1 protein-coding gene is annotated in these 23,960 nt (G+C 72.8%); it reads left to right on the forward strand.

What is annotated here, in order from left to right:
• Nucleotides 1-23,958, forward strand: a complete 23,958-nt coding sequence (locus ACFC0G_RS17140; RefSeq protein ID WP_376403850.1) for a non-ribosomal peptide synthase/polyketide synthase — start codon at nt 1-3, stop codon at nt 23,956-23,958.
• Nucleotides 23,959-23,960: the final 2 nt, after the last annotated feature.

A 23,960-nucleotide genomic window follows, 5' to 3' on the forward strand; every position in this document is an offset into this window, starting at 1 on the left:
ATGTCCCGTCGCGACGGAGACGTCCTTCCCCTGACCGCGGCCCAGCGGGAGATCTGGCTCGCCGAGCAGGGCTCCCGGACGCCCATCCCGGGCTACCGCGTCGGCGAATGCCTGGAGATCCACGGACCGGTCGACCCGGAGCTGTTCGAAGGCGCGCTGCGGCGGGTGGTCGACGAGGTCGACGCCCTGCACGTGACCTTCGTCGACGACGGTGAAGGCCCGCGCCAGATCCTCCGCGAGACCTGGGACTGGGCGCCCGTCCACCTCGACCTCGGCGCAGAGCCGGATCCCCGGTCGGCAGCCATGGACTGGATGGAGCGGGACCTGGCCCGTCCGTTGGACCTCGCCCGTGATCCGCTGTTCGGCCATGCGCTGATCCGGCTGTCGCCGACGGAGTTCCTCTGGTACCTGAACTACCACCACCTGGTGCTGGACGCGATCAGCAGCTCCATGGTCCGGCAGCGGGTCGGCGAGGTGTACTCGGCGCTGGCCGAGGACCGTGTCGTACCGCCTTGCCCGTTCGGCTCGCTGCGGGACCTGGTCGACAGCGACGCCGCCTATCGCTCGTCCGTCGACTTCACCGCCGACCGCTCCTACTGGACCGAGCGCTTCACCGATCTGCCCGCCCCGACACGGCTCACCGACACCTCCGCGACCGACCCGCACCGGACCCTGCGCGTGGCCGGGGAGCTGGAGCTGCGGAGCCCGGAGGCACTGCGGGCGGCGGCGGGCCGGGCCGGTGTCAGGTGGTCCCGGGTGGTGATCGCGGCGACGGCGCTCTACGCCCACCGGCTGAGCGGCGCCCAGGACGTGGTGCTCGCCCTGCCCGTCACCGCCCGTCGGGGCTCCGACCGCGACCTGATGTCGGTGCCCGGCACGATGTCCAACGTGGTGCCGCTGCGGCTGACCGTGCGACCGGACATGCCGTGGGGCGCTCTCCTCGACCAGGTGGCGCGGGAGGTCGAGTCGGCCGTCGCGCACGAGCGTTACCGCAGCGAGGACCTGCTGCGCGACTTGGGCGCGCCGGGCAGCATCGGAACGGCGTTCCCGCTGATCGTCAACATCATGGCCTTCAACGCCAGGCCGAGCTTCGCCGGGCACCCCGCCTCGGTTCACCACTTCGTCTCGGGGTCGACCACCGACCTGGCCATCTGGCTCTTCGACTACCGGGACGGCAATCCCCCGCTTCTCCGGCTGCACGGCGCGCCGGAGGCGTACGGCGACGACGACCTCGCCGCGCACCAGCAGCGGCTGCTCGCCCTTCTCGACGCCGTCGCGGACTACGACCCGGACGAGGCGGTCGGCCGGTTCGAGCTGCTCTCGGCCGAGGAGCGCCGTGAGCTGACGGAGCTGGGCACCGGACCGACGGCGACGCCTTTGACCGAGAGCCTGCCGGAGCTGTTCCGGGAGCACGTCCGGGCGACTCCGGACCGCGTCGCGCTGGTGTGCGGCGACGTGTCGCTGACGTACGCGGAGCTGGACGTACGGGCGAACCGGCTGGCGCACGCGCTGATCGCACGGGGCGCGGGACCCGAGCGGCTGGTGGCGGTGGCGCTGCCGAGGTCGGCCGAACTGGTGGTGGCGATCCTCGCGGTGCTGAAGACCGGCGCGGCGTACGTCCCGGTCGACCCCGAGTATCCGGCCGCCCGCATCGCCTACCTGCTCGACGACGCCCGCCCGGTCCTCACCGTCACCGACACCCACAGCGAGAAGCGTCTGCCCGACGGCGGTGCGGCCGGCCGGCTGGTGCTCGACGATCCCGAGACGGCCGCCCTGGTCTCCGACTGCGCGGCGGTCGACCCGACAGTGGCCGTGGATCCGAGCCAACCGGCGTACGTGATCTACACCTCCGGTTCGACCGGCAGGCCCAAGGGCGTGGTGGCAACGCACGGCGGCCTGCTCGACCTGCTCACCGACCAGAGGCTGGTGCAGTTCGCACCCCTGCTGGAGGACGGGCGGCGGCTACGGGTGGCGCTGACCACCTCGGTGTCGTTCGACGCCTCCTGGAACCAGCTCATGGCCCTCTTCGCGGGCCACGAGCTGCACGTCCTGGATCACGCGACCTGGACCGACCCGGAGGCCTTCGTCGACTACGCGGCGTGCGGCGGGCTGGACTACGTCGAAGCCACCCCTTCCTACCTCCACGTCCTTGTCGCCCATGGACTGCTGGACGATCCGCAGCGCCGTCCCACGCTCGTCGCGGCGGGCGGCGAGGCCGTCTCCGAGCAGCTCTGGGAGCGGTTGCGGGCCTCCGACGGGGCCTCCTGCCTCAACCTCTACGGACCGTCGGAGTGCACCGTCAACTCGGTGGCCGCGCCCACGGCATCGAGCCCGCGCCCGGTCATCGGCCGACCTGTCACCAACGCCCGGCTGTACGTGCTCGACGGCGCCCTGCGGCCGCTGCCGGCCGGTGTGCCGGGTGAGCTGTACATCGCCGGCGCCGGCCTGGCGCGGGGCTATCTGAACCGCCCGGGGCTGACCGCTGGGCGGTTCGTCGCGGACCCGTTCGGTCCCGGCGGCACACGGATGTACCGCACCGGTGACCTGGTGCGATGGAACCCGGAAGGAAACCTGGAGTTCCTCGGCCGCACCGACGACCAAGTCAAGGTCCGAGGATTCCGCATCGAACTCGGCGAGATCGAGACGGTCCTCGCCGAGCACCCTCAGATCGCACGGGCCGCGGTCACGGTGCGCACCGACGAGGAACCCCAGCTGGTCGCCTACGTCGTCCCCGCCGCGGGGCAGGTCGTGCACGCGGACACCCTGCGGGCCCGGCTGCGGGAGCGGCTGCCCGCACACATGGTGCCGTCGGCGGTCGTGGTGCTGGGCGCGCTTCCGCTGACCCCGAACGGCAAGCTCGACCGGCGCGCCCTCCCGGCGCCCGGGCACCAGCCCGTCGCACCGGGTCGAGCTCCGCGCACCGCGGTCGAGCACCTGCTCGCCGGGCTGTTCGCCGAGGTGCTGGGACGGCCGCAGGTCGCTGTCGACGACTCCTTCTTCGACCTGGGCGGGCACTCCCTGCTCGCCACCAGGCTGATCGCCCGGGCACGGTCCGTGCTGGGTGTGGAGCTGAGGCTGCGCGACCTGTTCGACGCGCCGACGGTGGCGGAGCTGGCGGCCGCGGTGGACGCCGCGGGCCGGGCGCGCCCGGCGCTGGGGCGGCGCGAGCGGCCCGAGACGGTTCCGCTGTCCTTCGCGCAGCGCCGACTGTGGTTCCTGCACCGGATGGAGGGTCCGAGTGCCACGTACAACATTCCACTGGCTCTGCGGCTGTCCGGAATCCTGGACCAGCGGGCCCTGGAAGCCTCCCTGGCGGACGTGGTGGAGCGGCACGAGAGCCTGCGCACCGTCTTTCCGGTGGTCGACGGAGTGCCGTGCCAGCGAGTGCTCGGCCTCGACGCGGCACGGCCGCGGCTGCGGGTGACCGAGGCCGACGAGCGCGACCTGCCGGACCGGCTGGCGGAGGCGGCGCGGTACGGCTTCGACCTCTCCGGGGAATCGCCGCTGCGCGCCGAACTCTTCCGGCTCGGCGCCGAGGAGCACGTACTGCTGCTGGTGGTGCACCACATCGCCGGTGACGGCTGGTCGACGGGCCCGCTCTCGCGGGATCTGGCGACCGCCTACGCGGCCCGCAGCGAGGGGGCGAAGCCGGAGTGGCCGCCGCTGCCGGTCCAGTACGCCGACTATGCCCTCTGGCAGCAGGAGTTGCTGGGTGACGGCGCCGACCCGGACAGTCTGCTCAACGGCCAACTCGCGTACTGGCGGGAACGGCTGGCGGACCTGCCCGACCAGGTCGAGCTGCCCTTCGACCGGCCCCGGCCGGCGGCGATGTCCTATCGGGGCGCCCACCTTCCGGTGCGCATCGACGCCGAGCTGCACCAGGGCCTGCGCGAACTCGCCCGCGACGGCGGAGCCAGCCTCTTCATGGTGCTCCAGGCCGGTCTGGCCACGCTGCTGGGCAAGCTCGGTGCCGGTACCGACGTTCCGATCGGCACACCGATCGCTGGGCGCACCGACGAGGCCCTGGACGACCTGGTCGGCTTCTTCGTCAACACCCTGGTGCTGCGCACCGATCTGTCCGGCGATCCGTCGTTCACCGAGCTGCTGGGCCGGGTGCGTTCCGACGCGCTGGCCGCGTACGCGCACCAGGAGGTGCCGTTCGAGCACCTCGTGGAGGCGCTGAACCCGACCCGGACGCTCGCACACCACCCGCTGTTCCAGACCATGCTCACCCTGCAGAACGCGCCGTTCGGCACCTTCGACCTGCCGCGGCTGCGCGTGGCGACCGACCTGGTGCCCACCGGAACGTCCAAGTGCGACCTGACCTTCGTTCTGGCCGAACAGCCCGGCGAGGAGGGCTTGTCGGGCGTGGTGGAGTACAGCACCGATCTGTTCGACGCGGCCACCGTCACCGGGATCGTCGAACGGTGGCTGCGGCTGCTGCGCTCCGTCGTCGCCGACCCCGGCCGACGGATCCGCCAGGTGGACGTGCTGTCCGCCGATGAGCTCCGGGCCCTGCTGCCGGCCCGCACCGACCGGGGCGGGGAGCTGCCGGAGTGCGGCCTGGCCGCGCTGTTCGAGCGGCAGGTGCGGGCGAACCCTGCCGCGACCGCTCTCACCGACGGCGAGACCACTCTGACGTACGGCCGGCTGAACGCGCGTGCCAATCGGCTGGCGCACGCCCTGATCGACCGGGGGGTGGGGCCGGAGCAGCTGGTGGCGCTGGCCCTGCCGCGCTCGGCAGAGCTGGTCGTGGCGGTGCTCGCGGTACTGAAGACCGGCGCCGCGTACGTACCGGTGGACCCGGAATACCCGGCCGCGCGGATCGCCTATCTCCTCCAGGACTCCCGGCCCGCGCTGCTCGTGACGACGAGCGGGACCGGAGACCTGCCGGGAGCGGAGCACGTGGACCGGCTGCTGCTGGACACCGCCGACCTGGACGGGCTACCGGACACGGACCCGGGTGTCGCCGTCGGCCCGGACCACGCCGCCTACGTCATCCACACCTCCGGTTCCACCGGCAACCCCAAGGGCGTGGTGGTCCCGCACCGCAACGTGGTACGCCTGTTCGACACGACACGGGAGCTGTTCGACTTCTCCTCCGATGACGTGTGGACCCTCTTCCACTCCTACGCCTTCGACTTCTCGGTGTGGGAACTGTGGGGCCCGCTGCTGCACGGCGGCCGTCTGGTGGTCGTCGACCACGAGACCAGCCGCTCGCCCGGCCGGTTCCTGGAACTGCTCGCCCACGAGCGGGTGACGGTGCTCAACCAGACGCCGTCCGCCTTCTACCAGCTGATGCAGGCGGACGCGGAGGCCCCGGAGACCGGCCGTCGGCTTGCCCTTCGCACGGTGGTGTTCGGCGGCGAGGCGCTGGAGCACGCCCGGCTGGCGAGCTGGTACCAGAGGCACGCGGAGGACGCGCCGCGGCTGGTCAACATGTACGGCATCACCGAGACCACGGTGCACGTCACGTACGCGGCCCTCGACCGGTCCGGGACCGCCGCCGGCCAGATCGGCGCGGCCCTCCCGGACCTGCGGGCGTACGTGCTCGACGACGGCCTGCGGCCGGTGGCCCCGGGCGTGCCCGGCGAGCTGTACGTCGCGGGCGCGGGCCTGGCGCGCGGCTACCTGAACCGGCCCGGCCTGACCGCGGGGCGGTTCGTCGCGGACCCGTTCGGGCTGCCGGGATCGCGGATGTACCGCAGCGGCGACGTGGTGCGCCGCTCGGCGGACGGCAGCCTGCGCTACGTCGGCCGGGCCGACCAGCAGGTGAAGGTGCGCGGCTTCCGGATCGAGCTCGGCGAGATCGAGGCGGCGCTGGCCGCGCACCCCGGCATCGCCCAGGCCGCCGTCCTGGCACGACAGGACCGGTCCGACGACACCCGGCTCGCCGCGTACCTGGTGCCGGCCGCGGGCGCCGCACCGAGCACCGCCGACCTGCGGGGGCACCTGCGCGAGCGGTTGCCGGAGTACATGGTGCCGTCGGCGTTCGTCATGCTGGACGCACTGCCGCTGACCGTCAACGGCAAGCTGGACCATCGGGCCCTGCCCGCCCCCGACCTCACCCCGGCGGCCACCTGCCGTGCGCCGCGCACCCCGCAGGAGCAGATCCTCTGCCGGCTGTTCGCAGAGGTCCTGGGGGTGGCGTCGGCCGGCGTCGAGGACGGATTCTTCGATCTGGGCGGGCACTCGCTGCTCGCCACCCGCCTGGCCGCCCGGATCCGCGCGACGCTCGGCGTGGAGATGCCGCTGCGCACGCTCTTCGAGGCGCCGACCCCGGCGGGTCTGGCCGCCGCCCTGGCAGCGGCCGGGCCGGCGCAGGCCGCCCTGGTCCGGCGTGAACGGCCCGAGGTGATCCCGCTGTCGTTCGCGCAGCGGCGGCTGTGGTTCCTGCACCAGCTGGAGGGTGTCAGCGCGAACTACCACATCTCCCTGGCCTGGCGGCTGTCCGGTGATCTGGACCGGGGTGCCCTGGAGGCCGCCGTGGCGGACGTGACGGCTCGGCACGAGAGCCTGCGCACCGTCTTCCCGGCGGTGGACGGAGTACCGCACCAGCAGGTGCTGGACGTGGAGGCGGCCCGCCCGCGGCTGCTCGTGAACCGGACCACCGAGGCCGAGCTGCCCGCTCTGATGACGGCGGCGAAGGACCGTCGGTTCGATCTGGCCGCCGATGTGCCGCTGCGGGCCGGGCTGTTCGAGTTGGCGCCGGACGAGCACGTCTTCCAGCTGGTGCTCCACCACATCGCGGGGGACGGCTGGTCGCTCGGCCCGCTCGCGCAGGGACTGACCGCCGCCTACACGGCACGCTGCCGCGGCCAGGAGCCGCAGTGGGCCCCCCTGCCTGTCCAGTACGCCGACTACACCCTGTGGCAGCACGAACTGCTCGGCGACTCCGCCGACGGGGACAGCCTGTTCGCCGGCCAGGCGGACTACTGGACCCGGCAGCTGGCCGGTCTGCCGGAGCAGATCCAGCTGCCCTCCGACCGGCCCCGCCCGGCGGTCGCCTCGCACCGGGGCGCTTCTGTGCTCGCCGGTCTCGACGCCGAGCTGCACCGCGGTCTTCGTGAGCTCGCCCGTGCGCACGGGACCAGTCTGTTCATGGTGCTCCAGGCAGGGCTGGCGGCATTGCTGAGCAAGCTCGGCGCGGGCGACGACATTCCGGTCGGCAGCCCGGTCGCCGGCCGGACCGACCAGGCGCAGGACGACCTGGTGGGCTACTTCGTCAACACCCTGGTGTTCCGTACCGACACCTCGGGCGATCCGACGTTCGCCGAGCTGCTGGACCGGGTCCGGGACACGGCGCTGGCCGGATACGCCCACCAGGACCTGCCGTTCGAGTACCTCGTCGAGGTCCTGAACCCGTCCCGGTCGCTGGCGCACCACCCGCTGTTCCAGGTGATGCTGGTGCTGCAGAACGCGCCCCGGGCCGATTTCGCGCCGCCCGGCCTGCGCGTCGACGACATGCCGTCGACATCCACCACGGCCAAACTCGACCTGATCTTCACCATGTCCGAGCGGCACGCGGAGGACGGCTCCCCAGAGGGGATCGACGGGTCCGTCGAGTACGCCTGCGACCTGTACGACCCGGCCACCGTCGAGACGATGCTCGGTCGGTGGGAGCGGCTGCTCCGTGCCGCGGTCGCCGACCCGCAGCGGCCGCTCAGCCGGTTCGAGCTGCTCTCGGCCGAGGAGCGCCGTGAGCTGACGGAGCTGGGCACCGGACCGGCGGCGTCGGCTGTGACCGAGAGCCTGCCGGAGCTGTTCCGGGAGCACGTCCGGGCGACTCCGGACCTCGTCGCGCTGGTGTGCGGAGACGTGTCGCTGACGTACGCGGAGCTGGACGTACGGGCGAACCGGCTGGCGCACGCGCTGATCGCACGGGGCGCGGGACCGGAGCGGCTGGTGGCGGTCGCGCTGCCGAGGTCGGCCGAACTCGTGGTGGCGATCCTCGCGGTGCTCAAGACCGGCGCCGCGTACGTCCCGGTCGACCCCGAGTACCCGGCCGCCCGCATCGCCTACCTGCTCGACGACGCCCGCCCGGTCCTCACCGTCACCGACACCCGCACCCTGGGCCGGCTGCCCGACGGTGGTCCTGTCGGCCGACTGGTGCTCGACGAGCCGGACACGGCCGCCCTGGTGGAGGGCTGCCCGGCGGCCGATCCGGCAGTGGCCGTCGATCCGAGCCACCCGGTCTACGTCATCTACACCTCCGGTTCGACCGGCAGGCCCAAGGGCGTGGTGGCAACCCACGGCAGCCTGCGAAACCTCTTCGCGGCGCAGAACCCGCTGATCTTCCGGACGAGGACGCGGATGCGTGTGGGGCTGACCACATCCGTGTCGTTCGACGGCTCCTGCGACCAGCTGTTCGCCCTGTTCGCGGGCCACGAGCTGCACGTCCTGGACGAGGCGACCTGGTCCGACCCGGAGGCCTACCTCGAGTACGCCGTACGGGCCGGGCTGGACACCGTCGGCGGCACCCCTTCCTATCTGCAGATGCTGATCGAGCACGGTCTGCTGGACGACCCGCGATGGCGTCCATCGGTGGTCGCGCTGGGCGGGGAGACCGTTCCGGACCAGCTGTGGAAGCGGCTGCGGGCGGCCGACGGAGTGCTCTCGCTCAACTACTACGGGCCCTCCGAGTGCACGGTGGACTCTGTCGTCGCGCGCCTGGAGTCGAGTCCGTGCCAAGTGATCGGCCGACCTCTCGACGGCGTCCGGCTGCACGTCCTCGACGCCGCGTTGCGGCCCGTGCCCGCCGATGTGCCGGGTGAGCTGTACATCGCCGGTACGGGCCTGGCGCGGGGCTATCTGAACCGGCCGGGGCTGACCGCTGGGCGGTTCGTCGCGGACCCGTTCGGTCCCGGCGGCTCTCGGATGTACCGCACCGGTGACCTGGTGCGATGGAACCCGGACGGAAACCTGGAGTTCCTCGGCCGCACCGACGACCAAGTAAAGGTCCGAGGATTCCGCATCGAACTCGGCGAGATCGAGGCCGTCCTCGCCGAGCACCCCGGGATCACGCGGGCCGCCGTGATCGTCCGGCAGGACCGGGCGCAGGGCCCCCGTCTGGTCGCCTACCTGCAGACCGCCACCGGTGCGGAGCTTCGGCCGGAGGACCTCCGGGCGCACCTGCGCGAGCGGCTGCCGGAGTACATGGTGCCGGCGGCGTTCGTCTCCCTCGACGCGCTGCCGCTGACCCCGAACGGCAAGCTGGACCGACGTGCCCTGCCCGAGCCCGAGTCCACCGCGACGCCGGCCGGCCGGGCACCGCACTCTCCTCACGAACATGTGCTGGCCGGGCTGTTCGCCGAGGTACTGGGCCTGTCCCAGGTCGGTGCCGACGACGACTTCTTCGATCTCGGCGGGCACTCCCTGCTCGCCACCCGGCTGGTGGCCCGGGTCCGTGCGACGCTGGGCGTGGAGCTGGCCCTGTCCGCCCTGTTCCGTACCCCGACCGTGGCCGGGCTCGCCGCCGGGCTGGGCGGCGCGGACCGGGCCCGGCTCGCCCTGGAGCGGGCGGAGCGGCCCGAGCTGGTGCCGCTGTCGTCGGCCCAGCGGAGGCTGTGGTTCCTGCGCCAGTTGGAGGGCGCCGAGTCGGTCTACAACATGCCGCTCGCATGGCGGCTCTCGGGACCGCTGGACCTGGCGGCCCTGGAGGCGGCGCTGGGCGACCTCGTCGACCGGCACGAAACCCTGCGCACGGTCTTCCCGGCCACGGACGGCGTGCCCTACCAGCGGGTACTGGCCGCAGGGGAGGCGCGCCCGAAGCTGTCGGTCACCCCGGCCGACGAGCCGGCCCTGCCGGAACTGCTGACGGGAGCCGCTGCGCGCGGATTCGACCTTGCCGTCGAACCACCGCTGCGCGCCGAAGTGTTCGAGGTCTCGGCGAACGAGCACGTACTGCTCCTGGTGATGCACCACATCGCCGGAGACGGCTGGTCGCTGGGCCCGCTGGCCACCGACCTGACCACCGCGTACGCGGCACGCCGCCGGGGCGGGGCGCCGCAGTGGGCACCGCTGCCCGTGCAGTACGCCGACTACACCCTGTGGCAGAACCGGCTGCTCGGCCATGCGGCCGACCAGGACAGCCTGTTCGCCCGTCAGACCGAGTACTGGACGCGGACGCTCGCGGACCTGCCGGAGCAGATCCGGCTCCCCGCCGACCGTCACCGGCCCGCGACCCCTTCCTTCTCCGGCGGCCACCTGCCGATCGAACTGGACGCGGAACTCCACGCCGGGCTCGTCCGGCTGGGCCGGGAGCACGGCGCCAGCGTGTACATGGTGCTGCAGGCCGGCCTGGCATCGCTGCTGGACAAGCTCGGTGCGGGTACGGACGTCCCGGTCGGCAGCCTGATCGCCGGCCGCACCGACCAGGCGCTGGACGACCTCATCGGGTTCTTCGTCAACACCCTGGTGCTCCGCACGGACACCAGCGGCGACCCGTCCTTCGCCGACCTGCTCGTCCGTGTCCGGGAGGGCGCACTCGGCGCGTACGCGCACCAGGACCTGCCGTTCGAGCATGTCGTCGAGGCCCTGAACCCGTCCCGGTCGCTCACCCGGCAGCCGCTGTTCCAGGTACTGCTCGCGCTGCAGAACGTGCCCCGCGCCGAGTTCGAGCTGAGCGGTCTGACCGCCGAGATCGTCCTGGTACGGACGCCGACGGCGATGTTCGACCTTGGCTTCCACCTCCTGGAGCGCGGCGGCACCGGCGGGCCGGCCGAGGGCATCATCGGGCGGGTCGAGTACAGCACCGACCTGTTCGACCCCGCCACGGTGGAGGCACTGGTCGCCCGGTGGCTGCGGCTGCTGGCCGCGGTGGTCGCCGCCCCGGAGCGTCCGCTGAGCCGGATCGACATCCTCACCGCCGAGGAGCGGCGCGAGCTGTTGGTCGACCGCAACGACACGGCCTGCCCGGCCCCTGATGCCACCCTGCCCGCGCTGTTCGAGGCACGTGCCCGGGCGACGCCGGAGGCCCCGGCCGTCGTGTTCGAGAGCACCGTGCTGACCTACCGCGAGCTGAACCGCCGGGCCAACCGCCTGGCCCACGCGCTGATCGCCCGGGGCGTGGGTCCTGAGCAGGTCGTCGCCCTGCGACTGCCGCGTTCGGCCGAGTTGGTGGTCGCCGTCCTCGCCGTGCTCAAGGCGGGCGCGGCGTACCTGCCGATCGACTCGGACTACCCGGCCGCCCGCATCGCGTTCATGCTGGACGACGCCCGCCCGGCCGTCGTGCTCGACGACCTCGCGGCCGTCACGCCGGACGGCGAGCTGCCGGAGCACGATCCGGCCGTCCCCGCGGACGCCCGGCATCCTGCCTACGTCATCTACACCTCCGGTTCCACCGGCCGGCCCAAGGCCATCGAGATGCCCGCCGCCGGACTGTTGAACCTGCTGGAGTGGCACCACCGGACCGTCGGCGGCGAACCCGGCACGCGCACCGCGCAGTTCACCGCGATCAGCTTCGACGTCTCGGTGCAGGAAGTGCTTTCCGCGCTGCTGTACGGCAAGACCCTGGTGGTGCCGACCGAGGAGCAGCGGCGCAGCGCGGAGCTGTTCGCCCACTGGCTGGACCGGCACCAGGTCGAGGAGCTGTTCGCGCCGAATCTGGTGGTCGAGGCACTGGCCGAAGCCGCCGAGGAGGCCGGGCTGGACCTGCCCCGCCTGCGGCTGGTCGCCCAGGCCGGAGAGGCCATGCGGCTGAGCGGTGCACTGCGCCGCTTCCAGGCTCGCCGGCCGGGCCGGGTGCTGCACAACCACTACGGGCCTGCCGAAACGCACGTGATCACCGCCTACGCGCTTCCGGCCGACCCCGCCGACTGCCCGCTGCCGGTGCCGATCGGTCGCCCCATCGCCAACTGCCAGGCGTATGTGCTGGATTCGGCGCTGCGTCCGGTGGCCTCCGGCGTGCTGGGCGAGCTGTACCTGGCCGGAGCGGGGCTGGCTCGCGGCTACCTGAACCAGCCCGGACTGAGCGCCGGGCGCTTCGTCGCCCATCCGTACGGTCCGGCGGGCGCGCGGATGTACCGCACCGGCGACCTGGTGCGCTGGCGTGCCGACGGCGAGCTGGAGTTCGCCGGCCGGGTCGACCACCAGGTCAAAGTGCGCGGGTTCCGGATCGAGCCCGGTGAGATCGAGGCCGAGCTGACGGCGCACCCGGGCGTGTCCCAGGTCGCGGTGCTCGCCAGGGAGGACCGGATCGTCGCGTACGTCGCCCCCTCGGACGCGACCGCGGCGACCGCGTCGGCGCTGGCGGCGTTCCTGCGCGACCGGGTACCGGAGTATCTGGTTCCGTCCGCGTTCGTCCTGCTCGACGCGCTGCCGCTGACGCCGAACGGAAAGCTCGACCGGGCGGCGCTGCCCGCGCCGGAGCCGGGCACGACCGCCGGTGGCCGGGCGCCGCGCACGCCCCAGGAGCAGATCCTGTGCGAGCTGTTCGCCGAGGTGCTGGGGATCGCGCGGGTCTGGGTCGACGAGGACTTCTTCGAGCTGGGTGGGCACTCCTTGCTTGCCACCCGGCTGGTCTCGCGGGTCCGGGCGACCCTCGGAGTCGAGCTGCAGCTGCGCGCTCTGTTCCGGACCCCGACCCCCGCAGGACTGGCGGCCGGGCTGGCGGCCGGGCTGCACGACGCCGGAACCCCACGGCAGGCTCTGGTGCCCCGGCCCCGCCGCGAAATGATGCCGCTGTCGTTCGCGCAGCGCCGGCTCTGGTTCCTCCAGCAGTTCGGGGCGCCGAGCGCCACCTATCACATGCCGCTGGCCCTGCGGCTCTCAGGAGACCTCGACCGGGACGCGCTGAGCTCCGCGCTCGTGGACGTGGTGGCCCGGCACGAAACCCTGCGGACGGTCTTCCCGCACACCGGCGGAATTCCGTACCAGCGGGTGCTCGATGCCGCCGAGGTCGCCGTCCCCCTGGCCGTGCGCAAGACCGGCGAGAGGGAGCTGTCCGCGGTGCTGCGCGAGGCGGCCGTGCGCGGCTTCGACCTGACCTCGGAGGTACCGCTTCGGGCGGAACTGTTCTCGGTCGCTCCGGACGAGCACGTGCTGCTGCTGGTCATGCACCACATCGTCGGAGACGGCTGGTCCATGGGCCCGCTCGCCCGGGACCTGGGCGCCGCCTACAGCACCCGGCAGGGCGGCGGGGCACCGGCCTGGCCACCACTGCCCGTGACGTACGGCGACTACACCCTGTGGCAGCACGAGATCCTGGGCGACGAGGACGACGCCGAGAGCCTGTTCGCCCGCCAGGTCGCCTACTGGACGCAGACACTGGCCGGTCTGCCCGACCAACTGCAGCTGCCTGCCGACCGGCCGCGCCCGGCCGCCATGACGTACAGCGGTGACCTGCTGGAACTCCGCATCGGTGCCGAGCTGCACACCGCGCTCGTGGAGTTGGCACGACGATCGGGGGCGACCCTGTTCATGGTGCTGCAGGCGGCACTGGCGGCGCTGTACACACGGCTGGGTGCGGGTACGGACATCGCGATCGGGAGTCCGATCGCGGGGCGCACGGATGAGGCCCTGGACGATCTGGTCGGCTTCTTCGTCAACACGCTGGTGCTGCGCACCGACACGAGCGGTGATCCGAGCTTCGCCGAACTCCTCGGCCGGGTGAGGGAGACCGCGCTGTCGGCGTACGCGCACCAGGACGTGCCGTTCGAGCACCTCGTGGAAGCGCTCAACCCGTCTCGTTCCCTCTCCCACCACCCGCTGTTCCAGACCGGTCTGGTCGTGCAGAACGCGCCGGGCGGCGCCTTCGAACTGCCGGGCCTCCAGGTCTCCGGGGTGGCCGTGCTCACCGGGACCGCGCGGCTCGACCTGACCTTCGGGTTCGCGGAGGAGTACGGTCCCGACGGCGAGCCGGCCGGACTCAGCGGTGCGATCGAGTACAGCACCGACCTGTTCGACCGCGCGACGGTCGAGACCCTGGCCGCCAGGTGGACCAGGATGCTGGCCGCGGTCGCCGCCGCTCCCGACCGGCCGATCGGCGGGATCGACCTGCTGTCCGCCGAGGAGCACGGCGAGCTGCTGCCCTCCGTCGAGGAGGAAGCGGGCGGGGAAAGCCTGCCTGAGCTGTTCGCGGCGCGGGTTGCGGCGGCACCGGACGCGATCGCATTGGTCTGCGGCGAGGACGAGCTGACGTACCGACAGCTCGACGCGCGGGCGAACCGGTTCGCACACGCGCTGATCGCCCAAGGTGTCGGTCCGGAGCAGGTGGTGGCGGTCTCCCTGCCACGGTCGCTGGAATCAGTGGTGGCGGTCCTCGGCGTACTGAAGGCCGGGGCGGCCTACCTGCCGGTGGACCCGGCCTACCCGCCGTCCCGGATCGCGTACATGCTGGACGACGCCCGCCCGACCGTCCTGGTCGACAACCCCGCCATGGTGACCGAAGGCGACTGGCCCGACACCGACCCGCAGATCGCACCCGACATCCGACACCCGGCCTACGTGATCTACACCTCCGGCTCTACCGGCCGCCCCAAGGGCGTCGTCGTGAGCCACGCCGGTGTGTCGGGCCTGGTGGCGGTGCAGGTCGAGCGGCTCGGCGTGGCACCGGGCAGCCGGGTGCTCCAGTTCGCCTCGCCCAGCTTCGACGCGTCCTTCTGGGACCTGTGCAGCGCGCTGCTCACCGGTGCCTCCCTCGTACTGGCTCCCGCCGAGGCCCCGCTGGAGGCCCTCACGGACCGCCGGTTCTCCGTCACCCATGTGACGCTGCCGCCCTCCGCCCTGGCCGCGCTGGACGGCGCCGAACTCACGGCGACCACCCTGGTGGTGGCGGGTGAGGCCTGCCCGCCGGAGCTGGTGGAGCGCTGGGCGCCCGGGCGCCGGATGATCAACGCGTACGGCCCCACCGAGACCACGGTGTGCGCGACGATGAGCGACCCGCTGTCCCCGGGGTCCGGCGCGCCACCGATCGGCCGGCCGGTCGCGGGCTTCCGGACGTACGTGCTGGACGAGCGGCTGCACGTCGTACCACCGGGCGTGCCCGGAGAGCTGTACATCGCCGGCCCGGGTCTGGCACGCGGCTACCTGGACCGGCCGGGCCTCACGGCGGGGAGGTTCGTCGCCTGCCCGTTCGGGCCGGCGGGTGCCCGGATGTACCGCACCGGCGACCTGGTGCGGCGTCGGCCCGACGGCGAGTTGGAGTACGTCGGCCGGGCCGACCAGCAGGTGAAGGTCCGCGGCTTCCGCGTCGAGCTCGGCGAGGTCGAGGCCGCACTGGCCGAGCACCCCGCCGTCGCCCAGGCCGCCGTCTCGGCCCAGGACGACCGGCTCGTCGGCTACGTGGTGGCCCGGCACGACCTGACCGCCCGTCCTGCGGAGCTGGCGGCGCACCTGCGCGAGCGGCTGCCGGACTATCTGGTTCCGACCGTCTTCATGGTGCTGGACGCGTTGCCGCTGACGCCCAACGGCAAGCTGGACCGGGCGGCGCTGCCCGTGCCCGACGCCGCTCCTGCGGGGAGCGGGCAGGTACCGCGCACGCCGCAGGAGCAGATCCTCGCCGAGCTGTTCGCGGAGGTGCTCGGCGTGCAGCGGGTCTCGGTCGACGACGACTTCTTCGAGTTGGGCGGGCATTCCCTGCTCGCCACCCGGCTGGTCGCCCGGGTGCGCTCGGTGCTCGGCGTGGAACTCGGGCTGCGCGCACTCTTCCAGGCGCCCACCGTGGCGGGCCTGGCCGAGGCGCTGGCCGAGGCCGGCCGTGCCCGCCCGGCGCTGACCCCGTACGAGCGGCCCGAGGCAGTGCCGCTCTCCTTCGCCCAGCGCCGGCTCTGGTTCCTGCACCGTATGGACGCCGCCGCCGCGACGTACCACATCCCGCTGGCACTGCGGCTGACCGGAACGCTCGACCGCCCCGCACTGGATCAAGCGCTGGCCGACGTGGTGGCCCGGCACGAGAGCCTGCGGACGGTGTTCCCGGAGGTCGGCGGCGTACCCTGCCAGCGCCTGCTGGACCCGACCGCGGTCCGCCTCCGGGCCCGGCCGACCGAGGTGACACAGGGCGAACTGCCCGAGCAGCTCGCCGAGTCCGCCCGGCAGCCGTTCGAGCTCGCGACGGAGCCGCCGCTCAGGGCGGAGCTGTTCGCTCTCGCGCCTGACGAACACGTGCTGCTGCTGGTCATGCACCACATCGCCGCTGACGGCTGGTCCACCGGGCCACTCGCCCGCGACCTGGCCGAGGCCTACGCGGCCCGTTGCGAGGGCCGGACGGACAGCCGCCCGGCCTTGCCCGTGCAGTACGCCGACTACACGCTGTGGCAGAGCCAGCTGCTCGGCGACGCCGCCGACCCGCAGAGCCTGTTCGCCGAGCAGCTCGACTACTGGAAGCGGCAACTGTCCGACCTGCCGGAGCTGCTCGCCCTGCCCACCGACCGCCCCCGCCCGGCTGTCGCAGGCCGGCACGGGGACCACGTCGACCTGGAACTCGGCCCCGAACTGCACGCCGCGCTGGCGGAGTTGGCGCGGAGTACCGGGACGAGTCTGTTCATGGTGCTGCAGGCGGCACTGGCGGCGCTGTACACACGGCTGGGTGCGGGCACGGACATCGCGATCGGGAGTCCGATCGCGGGGCGCACGGATGAGGCCCTGGACGATCTGGTCGGCTTCTTCGTCAACACGCTGGTGCTGCGCACCGACACGAGCGGTGATCCGAGCTTCGCCGAACTCCTCGGCCGGGTGAGGGAGACCGCGCTGTCGGCGTACGCGCACCAGGACGTGCCGTTCGAGCACCTCGTGGAAGCGCTCAACCCGTCCCGTTCCCTCTCCCACCACCCGCTGTTCCAGACCATCCTCGCCGTGCAGAACGCGCCGATGGGCCGCTTCTCGCTGCCCGGCCTGGACGTCGCCACCTACGCGGTCGCGACCCGAACCGCCAAGTTCGACCTCGGCGTGAGCATGGTCGAACAGTTCGGTCCAGACGGGAGCCCGGCCGGAATCGCCGGCGCGGTCGAGTACGCCACCGACCTGTTCGACCGCTCGACGGTCGCCGCCCTGGTCCGGCGCTGGACACTCCTGCTGGAGGCCGTCACCGCCGACCCTGAGCTGCCGATCGGAGGGATCGAGCTCCTCGGCGCCGACGAACGGCACCGGCTGCTGGAACGCGACAACGCCACCGCCCGTGACGTGGGCGCCGTCCCGCTGCCGCAGGCCTTCGCGGCGCGGGTGGCGGCGACACCGGACGCGATCGCACTCGTCTGCGGCGAGGACGAACTGACGTACCGACAGCTCGACGCACGGGCGAACCGGTTCGCGCACGCGCTGATCGCCCAAGGTGTCGGTCCGGAGCAGGTGGTGGCGGTATCCCTGCCACGATCGCTGGAATCGGTGGTGGCGGTCCTCGGCGTACTCAAGGCCGGAGCGGCCTACCTGCCGGTGGACCCGGCCTACCCGCCGTCCCGAATCGCGTACATGCTGGACGACGCCCGCCCGACCGTCCTGGTCGACAACCCCACCACGGTGACCGAAGGCGACTGGCCCGACACCGACCCGCAGATCACACTCGACAACCGACACCCGGCCTACGTGATCTACACCTCCGGCTCTACCGGCCGCCCCAAGGGCGTCGTGGTCGGCCACGGGGGTGTCGCGAGTCTGGTCACAGGACAGATCGAGCGCTTCGCGATCGAACCCGGCAGCCGGGTGCTGCAGTTCGCCTCGCCCAGCTTCGACGCCTCGGTGTCGGAGATCTTCACCGCGCTGCTGGGCGGCGCCACCCTGCTGCTGCCCCCCGCCGCCGATCCGGTCGCCGCCCTGACCGATCCGACCCTCGGCGCCACCCACGTGACGGTGCCCCCGTCCGTGCTCGCCGCCGTGCCGGACGGCACGGTGACCGTGTCGACGCTGGTGGTGGCGGGTGAGGCGTGCCCGCCGGAGCTGGTGGAGCGCTGGGCGCCCGGGCGCCGGATGATCAACGCGTACGGCCCCACCGAGACCACCGTGTGCGCGACCATGAGCGACCCGCTGTCCCCGGGGTCCGGCCTGCCGCCCATCGGCCGGCCGATCGCCAACGCCCGTGTGTACGTGCTGGACGACCGTCTGCGACCGGTGCCGCCGGGTGTGACGGGCGAGCTGTACGTCGCGGGCGCGGGCCTGGCGCGCGGATACCTTCACCGGCCGGGCCTGACGGCGGGGAGGTTCGTCGCCTGCCCGTTCGGACCCGGTGAGCGCATGTACCGCACCGGCGACCTGGTGCGCCGGCTGGGCGACGGCCAGCTGGAATACGTCGGTCGCGCCGACGACCAGGTGAAGGTCCGCGGCTTCCGCGTCGAACTCGGCGAGGTCGAGGCCGCACTGGCCGAGCACCCCGCCGTCGCCCAGGCCGCCGTCTCGGCCCAGGGCGAGTCGCTCGTCGGCTACGTCGTCCCGCGCCAGGACACGGCCCGGGACAGCGGCCTGGAAGCGGACCACGTGGGCGAGTGGCAGGACGTCTACGACGCCCTGCCCATCGCCCCCGACGAAGCGGCCTTCGGTCACAACTTCGTGGGCTGGAAGAGCAGTTACGACGCCGGCCCGATCTCTGTCGAGCAGATGCGGGAATGGCGGGACGCGACGGTGACCCGCATCCTGGCCCTGAAGCCGCGCCGGGTGCTGGAGGTCGGAGTCGGCACCGGTCTGCTGCTCTCGCAGATCGCACCCCACTGCGAGACCTACTGGGCGACCGACTTCTCCGCCACCGCGATCGACGCCCTGACCGCCCAGGTCGCGAGGGAGGAGCGGCTGGCCGGGCGCGTGGTGCTGCAGACCCGTCCGGCGCACGACACCGACGGGCTGCCGGCCGAGGAGTTCGACACCATCGTGATCAACTCGGTGGTGCAGTACTTCCCGTCCGCCGACTACCTCGCGGACGTGATCGGGAAACTGATGAGGCTGCTCGCCCCCGGCGGCGCGCTCTTCGTCGGCGACGTCCGCAACCTGCGGCTGCTGCGCCCGCTGGCCACCGCCGTCGAGCTGCACCGGGCCGGCGCCGGCGCGGACCGCGCGGCCGTGCGCCGCGCGGTGGAGCGGGCTCTCCGGGTGGAGAAGGAGCTCCTGGTCGACCCGGACTTCTTCACCGTCCTGCGCCAGAACGGCACGGACATCGGCGCGATGGCCGTGGAGGTCAAGCGCGGCCGCCACCACAACGAGCTGACCCGGTACCGCTACGACGTGACGCTGCACAAGTCACCCGTCGCCCCGGAGACCCCCACCGGGTCCGTCGAGCTGGCGTGGGGGCGGCAGATCACCGGACCGGCCGAGCTGCGCGAGCTGCTCGCCCAGCCGCCCGCCGAGGTGCTGCGGATCACCGGGGTGCCGAACCGCCGTGTGGTGGGGGAAGCCGCGCTTGCCCGGGCGCTGCAGGACGAGGACGGACCGCTCGCGGAACTGCTGGAGCGGCTGCACGCCTCGGAGGGAAGCGACCTCCCCGACCCGGAGGACTTCCACGCCCTCGGCGGGGAGTTCGACCACACGGTCGCCGTCACCTGGTCGGCCACCGCTGCCGACGCCGTGGACGTCGTCCTCGCCGGTCCCCGGGCGCTCCACGGTCCGTCGGTCGAGCCGTGCCACCCGGCCGGTGCCTCCGGCCGGGCGCTGTCCTCGCTGACCAACCGCCCGGCCGGCAGCCGTGGCACCGGCGCCCTCCTCGGCGAACTCCGGGACTGGCTGCGCGAGCGGCTGCCGGACTACCTGGTTCCGTCGGCGTTCGTCGCGATGGACGCGCTGCCGCTGACGGCCAGCGGCAAGCTCGACCGCCGCGCGCTGCCCGCCCCCGACCTCGGTCCGGTCGCCGCAGGACGGGCGCCTCGCACTCCGCAGGAGCAGGTCCTCGCGGAGCTGTTCGCCGAAGTGCTCGGGCTGGCACAGGTCGGGGTCGACGACAGCTTCTTCGACCTCGGCGGACACTCGCTGCTGGCGACCCGCCTGGCCTCCAGGGTCCGGGCGACCCTCGGCGCGGAGCTGGAGGTCCGGACCCTGTTCGAGAGCCCGACCGTGGCCGGACTGGCGGCCCACCTGGACGGTTCCGGAGCAGCACGGCCCGCGCTGGTTGCCCGGCCCCGCCCGGAGCGCCTGGAACTGTCCTTCGCGCAGAGCCGCTTGTGGTTCCTGCACCGGATGGACGGACCGAGCGCCACCTACAACATGCCGCTCGCGCTGAGCCTGACCGGCAGCCTCGACCGGTCGTCCTTGCACGCCGCACTCGCGGACGTGATCGCCCGGCACGAGAGCCTGCGGACGGTCTTCCGCGAGACCGACGGCGTCCCGCACCAGGTCGTGCTGAGCACCGAGCAGGCGCACCCGGCGCTGCCGGTGGTCGAACTCGACGAGAGCCGGCTGGCCGAGCGCCTGGCGAACACGGCCCGGCGCGGCTTCGACCTGGCCGCGGAGCCGCCGGTCCGGGCCGAGCTCTACGCGCTCGCCCCCGACCGGCACGTGCTGCTGGTCGTGGTGCACCACATCGCCGCCGACGGCTGGTCGATGGGGCCGCTCTCCGGCGACCTCGCGACGGCCTACGCGGCGCGCTGCCGGGGCGAGGAGCCGCAGTGGTCGCCGTTGCCGGTGCAGTACGCCGATTACACCCGCTGGCAACGCGACCTGCTCGGCGACGCCGCCGATCCCGACAGTCTGTTCGCCCGCCAACTGGCGTACTGGAAGGACGAGCTGACGGGAATTCCGCAGCAGGTGCAGCTGCCCGCCGACCGGCCCCGGCCGCCGGTGGCCTCCCAGCGGGGCGACCGGGTCGTGGTCCGGCTGGACCCCGAGCTGCACCAGGCACTGCGGGACCTGGCCACCGCGCGCGGGGCCAGCATGTTCATGGTGCTCCAGGCAGGTCTCGCCGCTCTCCTCGACCGGCTCGGTGCCGGTACGGACATCCCGATCGGCAGCCCGATCGCCGGCCGTACCGACCAGGCACTGGACGAGCTCGTCGGGTTCTTCGTCAACACCCTGGTGCTGCGCACCGACACCAGCGGCGACCCCGGCTTCAGCGAACTGCTCGGCCGGGTGCGGCAGAAGGCGCTCACGGCGTACGACCACCAGGACGTGCCCTTCGAGTACCTGGTCGAGGTGGCCAACCCGGTGCGGTCGCTGGCCCACCACCCGCTGTTCCAGGTCATGCTGGCCCTGCAGAACGCGCCGCTCGGCGAGTTCGCCCTGCCCGGACTGGAGACGGGCCATCTGGAGGCGCCGACCGGCACTTCCCGCGTCGATCTGACGTTCAGCCTGGCCGAGCAGTTCCGCCCGGACGGCGGCGCCGACGGTCTGGTCGGCGCGGTGGAGTACGCCACCGACCTGTTCGACGCGTCCACGGTGGAGCTGCTGTTCGAGCGCTGGGCCCGCCTGCTGCGCGCGGCGGTCGCCGAGCCCGACCGGCCGATCAGCCGGATCGACCTCATGTCCGACGCCGAACGCCACCGGCTGCTGTACGGCTTCAACGACACGGCCGTGGAGCTGCCGTCGGCCTCGGTGCCGGAGCTGTTCGCCCGTCAGGTGCGGGCCAACCCGGACGCGGTCGCGGTCGTGGCGGGCGACACCGAGCTGACGTACGCGGAGCTCGACCTGCGGGCCGACCGCCTGGCGAGGGCGCTGATCCACCAGGGCGTACGGCCGGAGACGCCGGTCGCGGTCCTGATGGACCGCTCGGCAGAGCTGGTCGTGGCCCTCCTGGCGATCGTCAAGGCGGGTGGCGCCTACGTACCGCTGGACTCCCGCTTCCCGTCCTCCCGGATCGACCTGATCATGCGGGAGAGCGGGGCCGCCCTGGTGCTCACCCCGGAGGTGCTCGCCGCGCTCATGCGGTCCGCGGCCGCCGACCCGTCCGACGTCGACGTCTCCTGTGAACCGGGACAGGTGGCGTACATCATGTACACCTCCGGCTCGACCGGCCGGCCGAAGGGCGTGGCCGTCACCCACCGGGACGTGGTGGGCCTGGCGCTGACCCCCGAATGGCGCGGCGGCGGACATGAGCGGGTGCTGATGCACTCCCCGACGGCCTTCGACCTCTCGACCTACGAGCTGTGGGTTCCGCTGCTCAACGGGGGCCGGATCGTGATCGCACCGCCCGAGCAGCTCGACCTCGACCTGCTGCAGCACACGATCGCCACGCACGGGGTGACCGGACTGTGGCTGACCGCCGGACTGTTCCGTCTGGTCGCCGAGGAGCGACCGGGCCTGCTCGCCGGGGTGCGGGAGGTGTGGACCGGCGGCGACGTGGTCTCCCCGGCCGCCGCCGCCCGGGTGCTCGCGGCCTGCCCGGGCATCGAGGTGGTCAACGGCTACGGGCCCACCGAGGCGACCACCCTGGCCACCCGTCACCCGGTGCGCAGCCTTCCCGAGAACGCCGCGACCGTGCCGATCGGCGGGCCGATGGCGAACATGCGTGCGTACGTGCTCGATGACCGGCTGCGGCCGGTGCCGACCGGCATGGTCGGTGAGCTGTACCTCGCGGGAACGGGTGTGGCCCGCGGCTACTTCGGCCGGCCGGGCCTGACAGCGGAGCGCTTCACCGCCGACCCGTTCGGGCCGGCCGGGAGCCGTATGTACCGCACCGGTGACCTCTCCTGGTGGCTGCCCGACGGCACGCTGGAGTTCGCCGGACGCGTCGATCACCAGGTCAAGCTGCGCGGTCTGCGGATCGAGCCCGGAGAGGTCGAGGCCGTCCTGGCGGGCTGCCCGGGGGTCGCCCAGGCTGCCGTGGTCGCCCGTGAGGACCGGCCGGGAGAGAAGCGGCTGGTCGCCTACCTGGTGCCCGCGCCCGAGGGCGCACCCGAGACGACCGAGCTGTCCGGCCGACTGCGTCGAGAACTGCCCGACTACATGGTGCCGGCGGCGTTCGTCACCGTGGACGCGCTGCCGCTGACCGCCAACGGCAAGCTGGACCGAGCCGCCCTGCCCGCCCCCGACTACGGGGCGTCGGACGCCGGGCGCGGCCCTCGCACGCCGCAGGAGCAGCTGCTGTGCGGCCTGTTCGCCGAGGTCCTCGGTCGGGACCAGGTGAGCATCGACGACGGCTTCTTCGACCTGGGCGGGCACTCGCTGCTGGCCGCCCGGCTGGCCTCCCGGGTCCGCGAGATCCTCGGCCTGGAGTTGGGACTGCGCATGCTGTTCGAGGCGCCGACCGTGGCCGGACTCACCGAACGCCTGGCCATGAACGATCCGGACGACGCGTTGGACGTGCTGCTGCCTCTCCGTTCGACCGGGGCGGACACACCGCTGTTCTGCGTCCACCCCGGCGGCGGCATCAGCTGGTCCTACAGCGGGCTGCTGAACCACGTCGGTCCGCAGCACCCGGTCTACGCGATCCAGGCACGCGGCCTCGGCCGGCCCGAGCCGCTTCCCACGTCCTACGAGGAGATGGCGGCCGACTACGCCGACCACGTCCAGAAGATCCAGCCGGAGGGCCCGTACCTGCTGCTCGGCTGGTCCGCGGGCGGGCTGATCGCCCACGCGCTGGCCTGCGAACTGCAGGCGCGCGGCGAGCGGACCGCACTGCTGGCGATCCTCGACGCCTATCCGGTGAAGGACGTGCAGTTCGAGGAGGAGCCGGTGCCCACCGTGCGGGACGTGCTCGTCGGGGTGCTCGACGTCGACCCGGACGAGCTGGGCGACCGGGAGATCACCTACGCCGAGGTCGCCGAGGTGCTGAACCGGCGGGGCAGCGCGCTGGCCGGCCTGAACGAGCGGCAGGTCGAGGTGATCGTCCAGATCATGATCAACAACGCGAAGCTGGCGGTCGACTTCGTCCCCGGCAGGTACGACGGCGACCTGTTGCTGTTCAACTCCACGATCGACCGGGGCCACGACGACGCCGGTCCGGAGGTCTGGCGCCCGTACATCACGGGCCGGATCGAATCCCACGAGATCACCACCCGGCACGACCAGATGACCCAAGCGGGATCACTGGCCCAGATCGGACCGATCCTGGCCGCCAGGATCGCCGAGGCCACCGGCGACGCCGGTGTCACCACCCTTTCCCACCAGGAGGACTGACC

This window comes from Streptomyces sp. NPDC056169 (assembly GCF_042268445.1).
Taxonomy (GTDB): domain Bacteria; phylum Actinomycetota; class Actinomycetes; order Streptomycetales; family Streptomycetaceae; genus Streptomyces.

Excerpts from the sequence above, each read along its gene's own strand:
- ACFC0G_RS17140 (WP_376403850.1), top strand. The coding sequence starts at position 1 with ATGTCCCGTCGCGACGGAGACGTCCTTCCCCTGACCGCGGCCCAGCGG.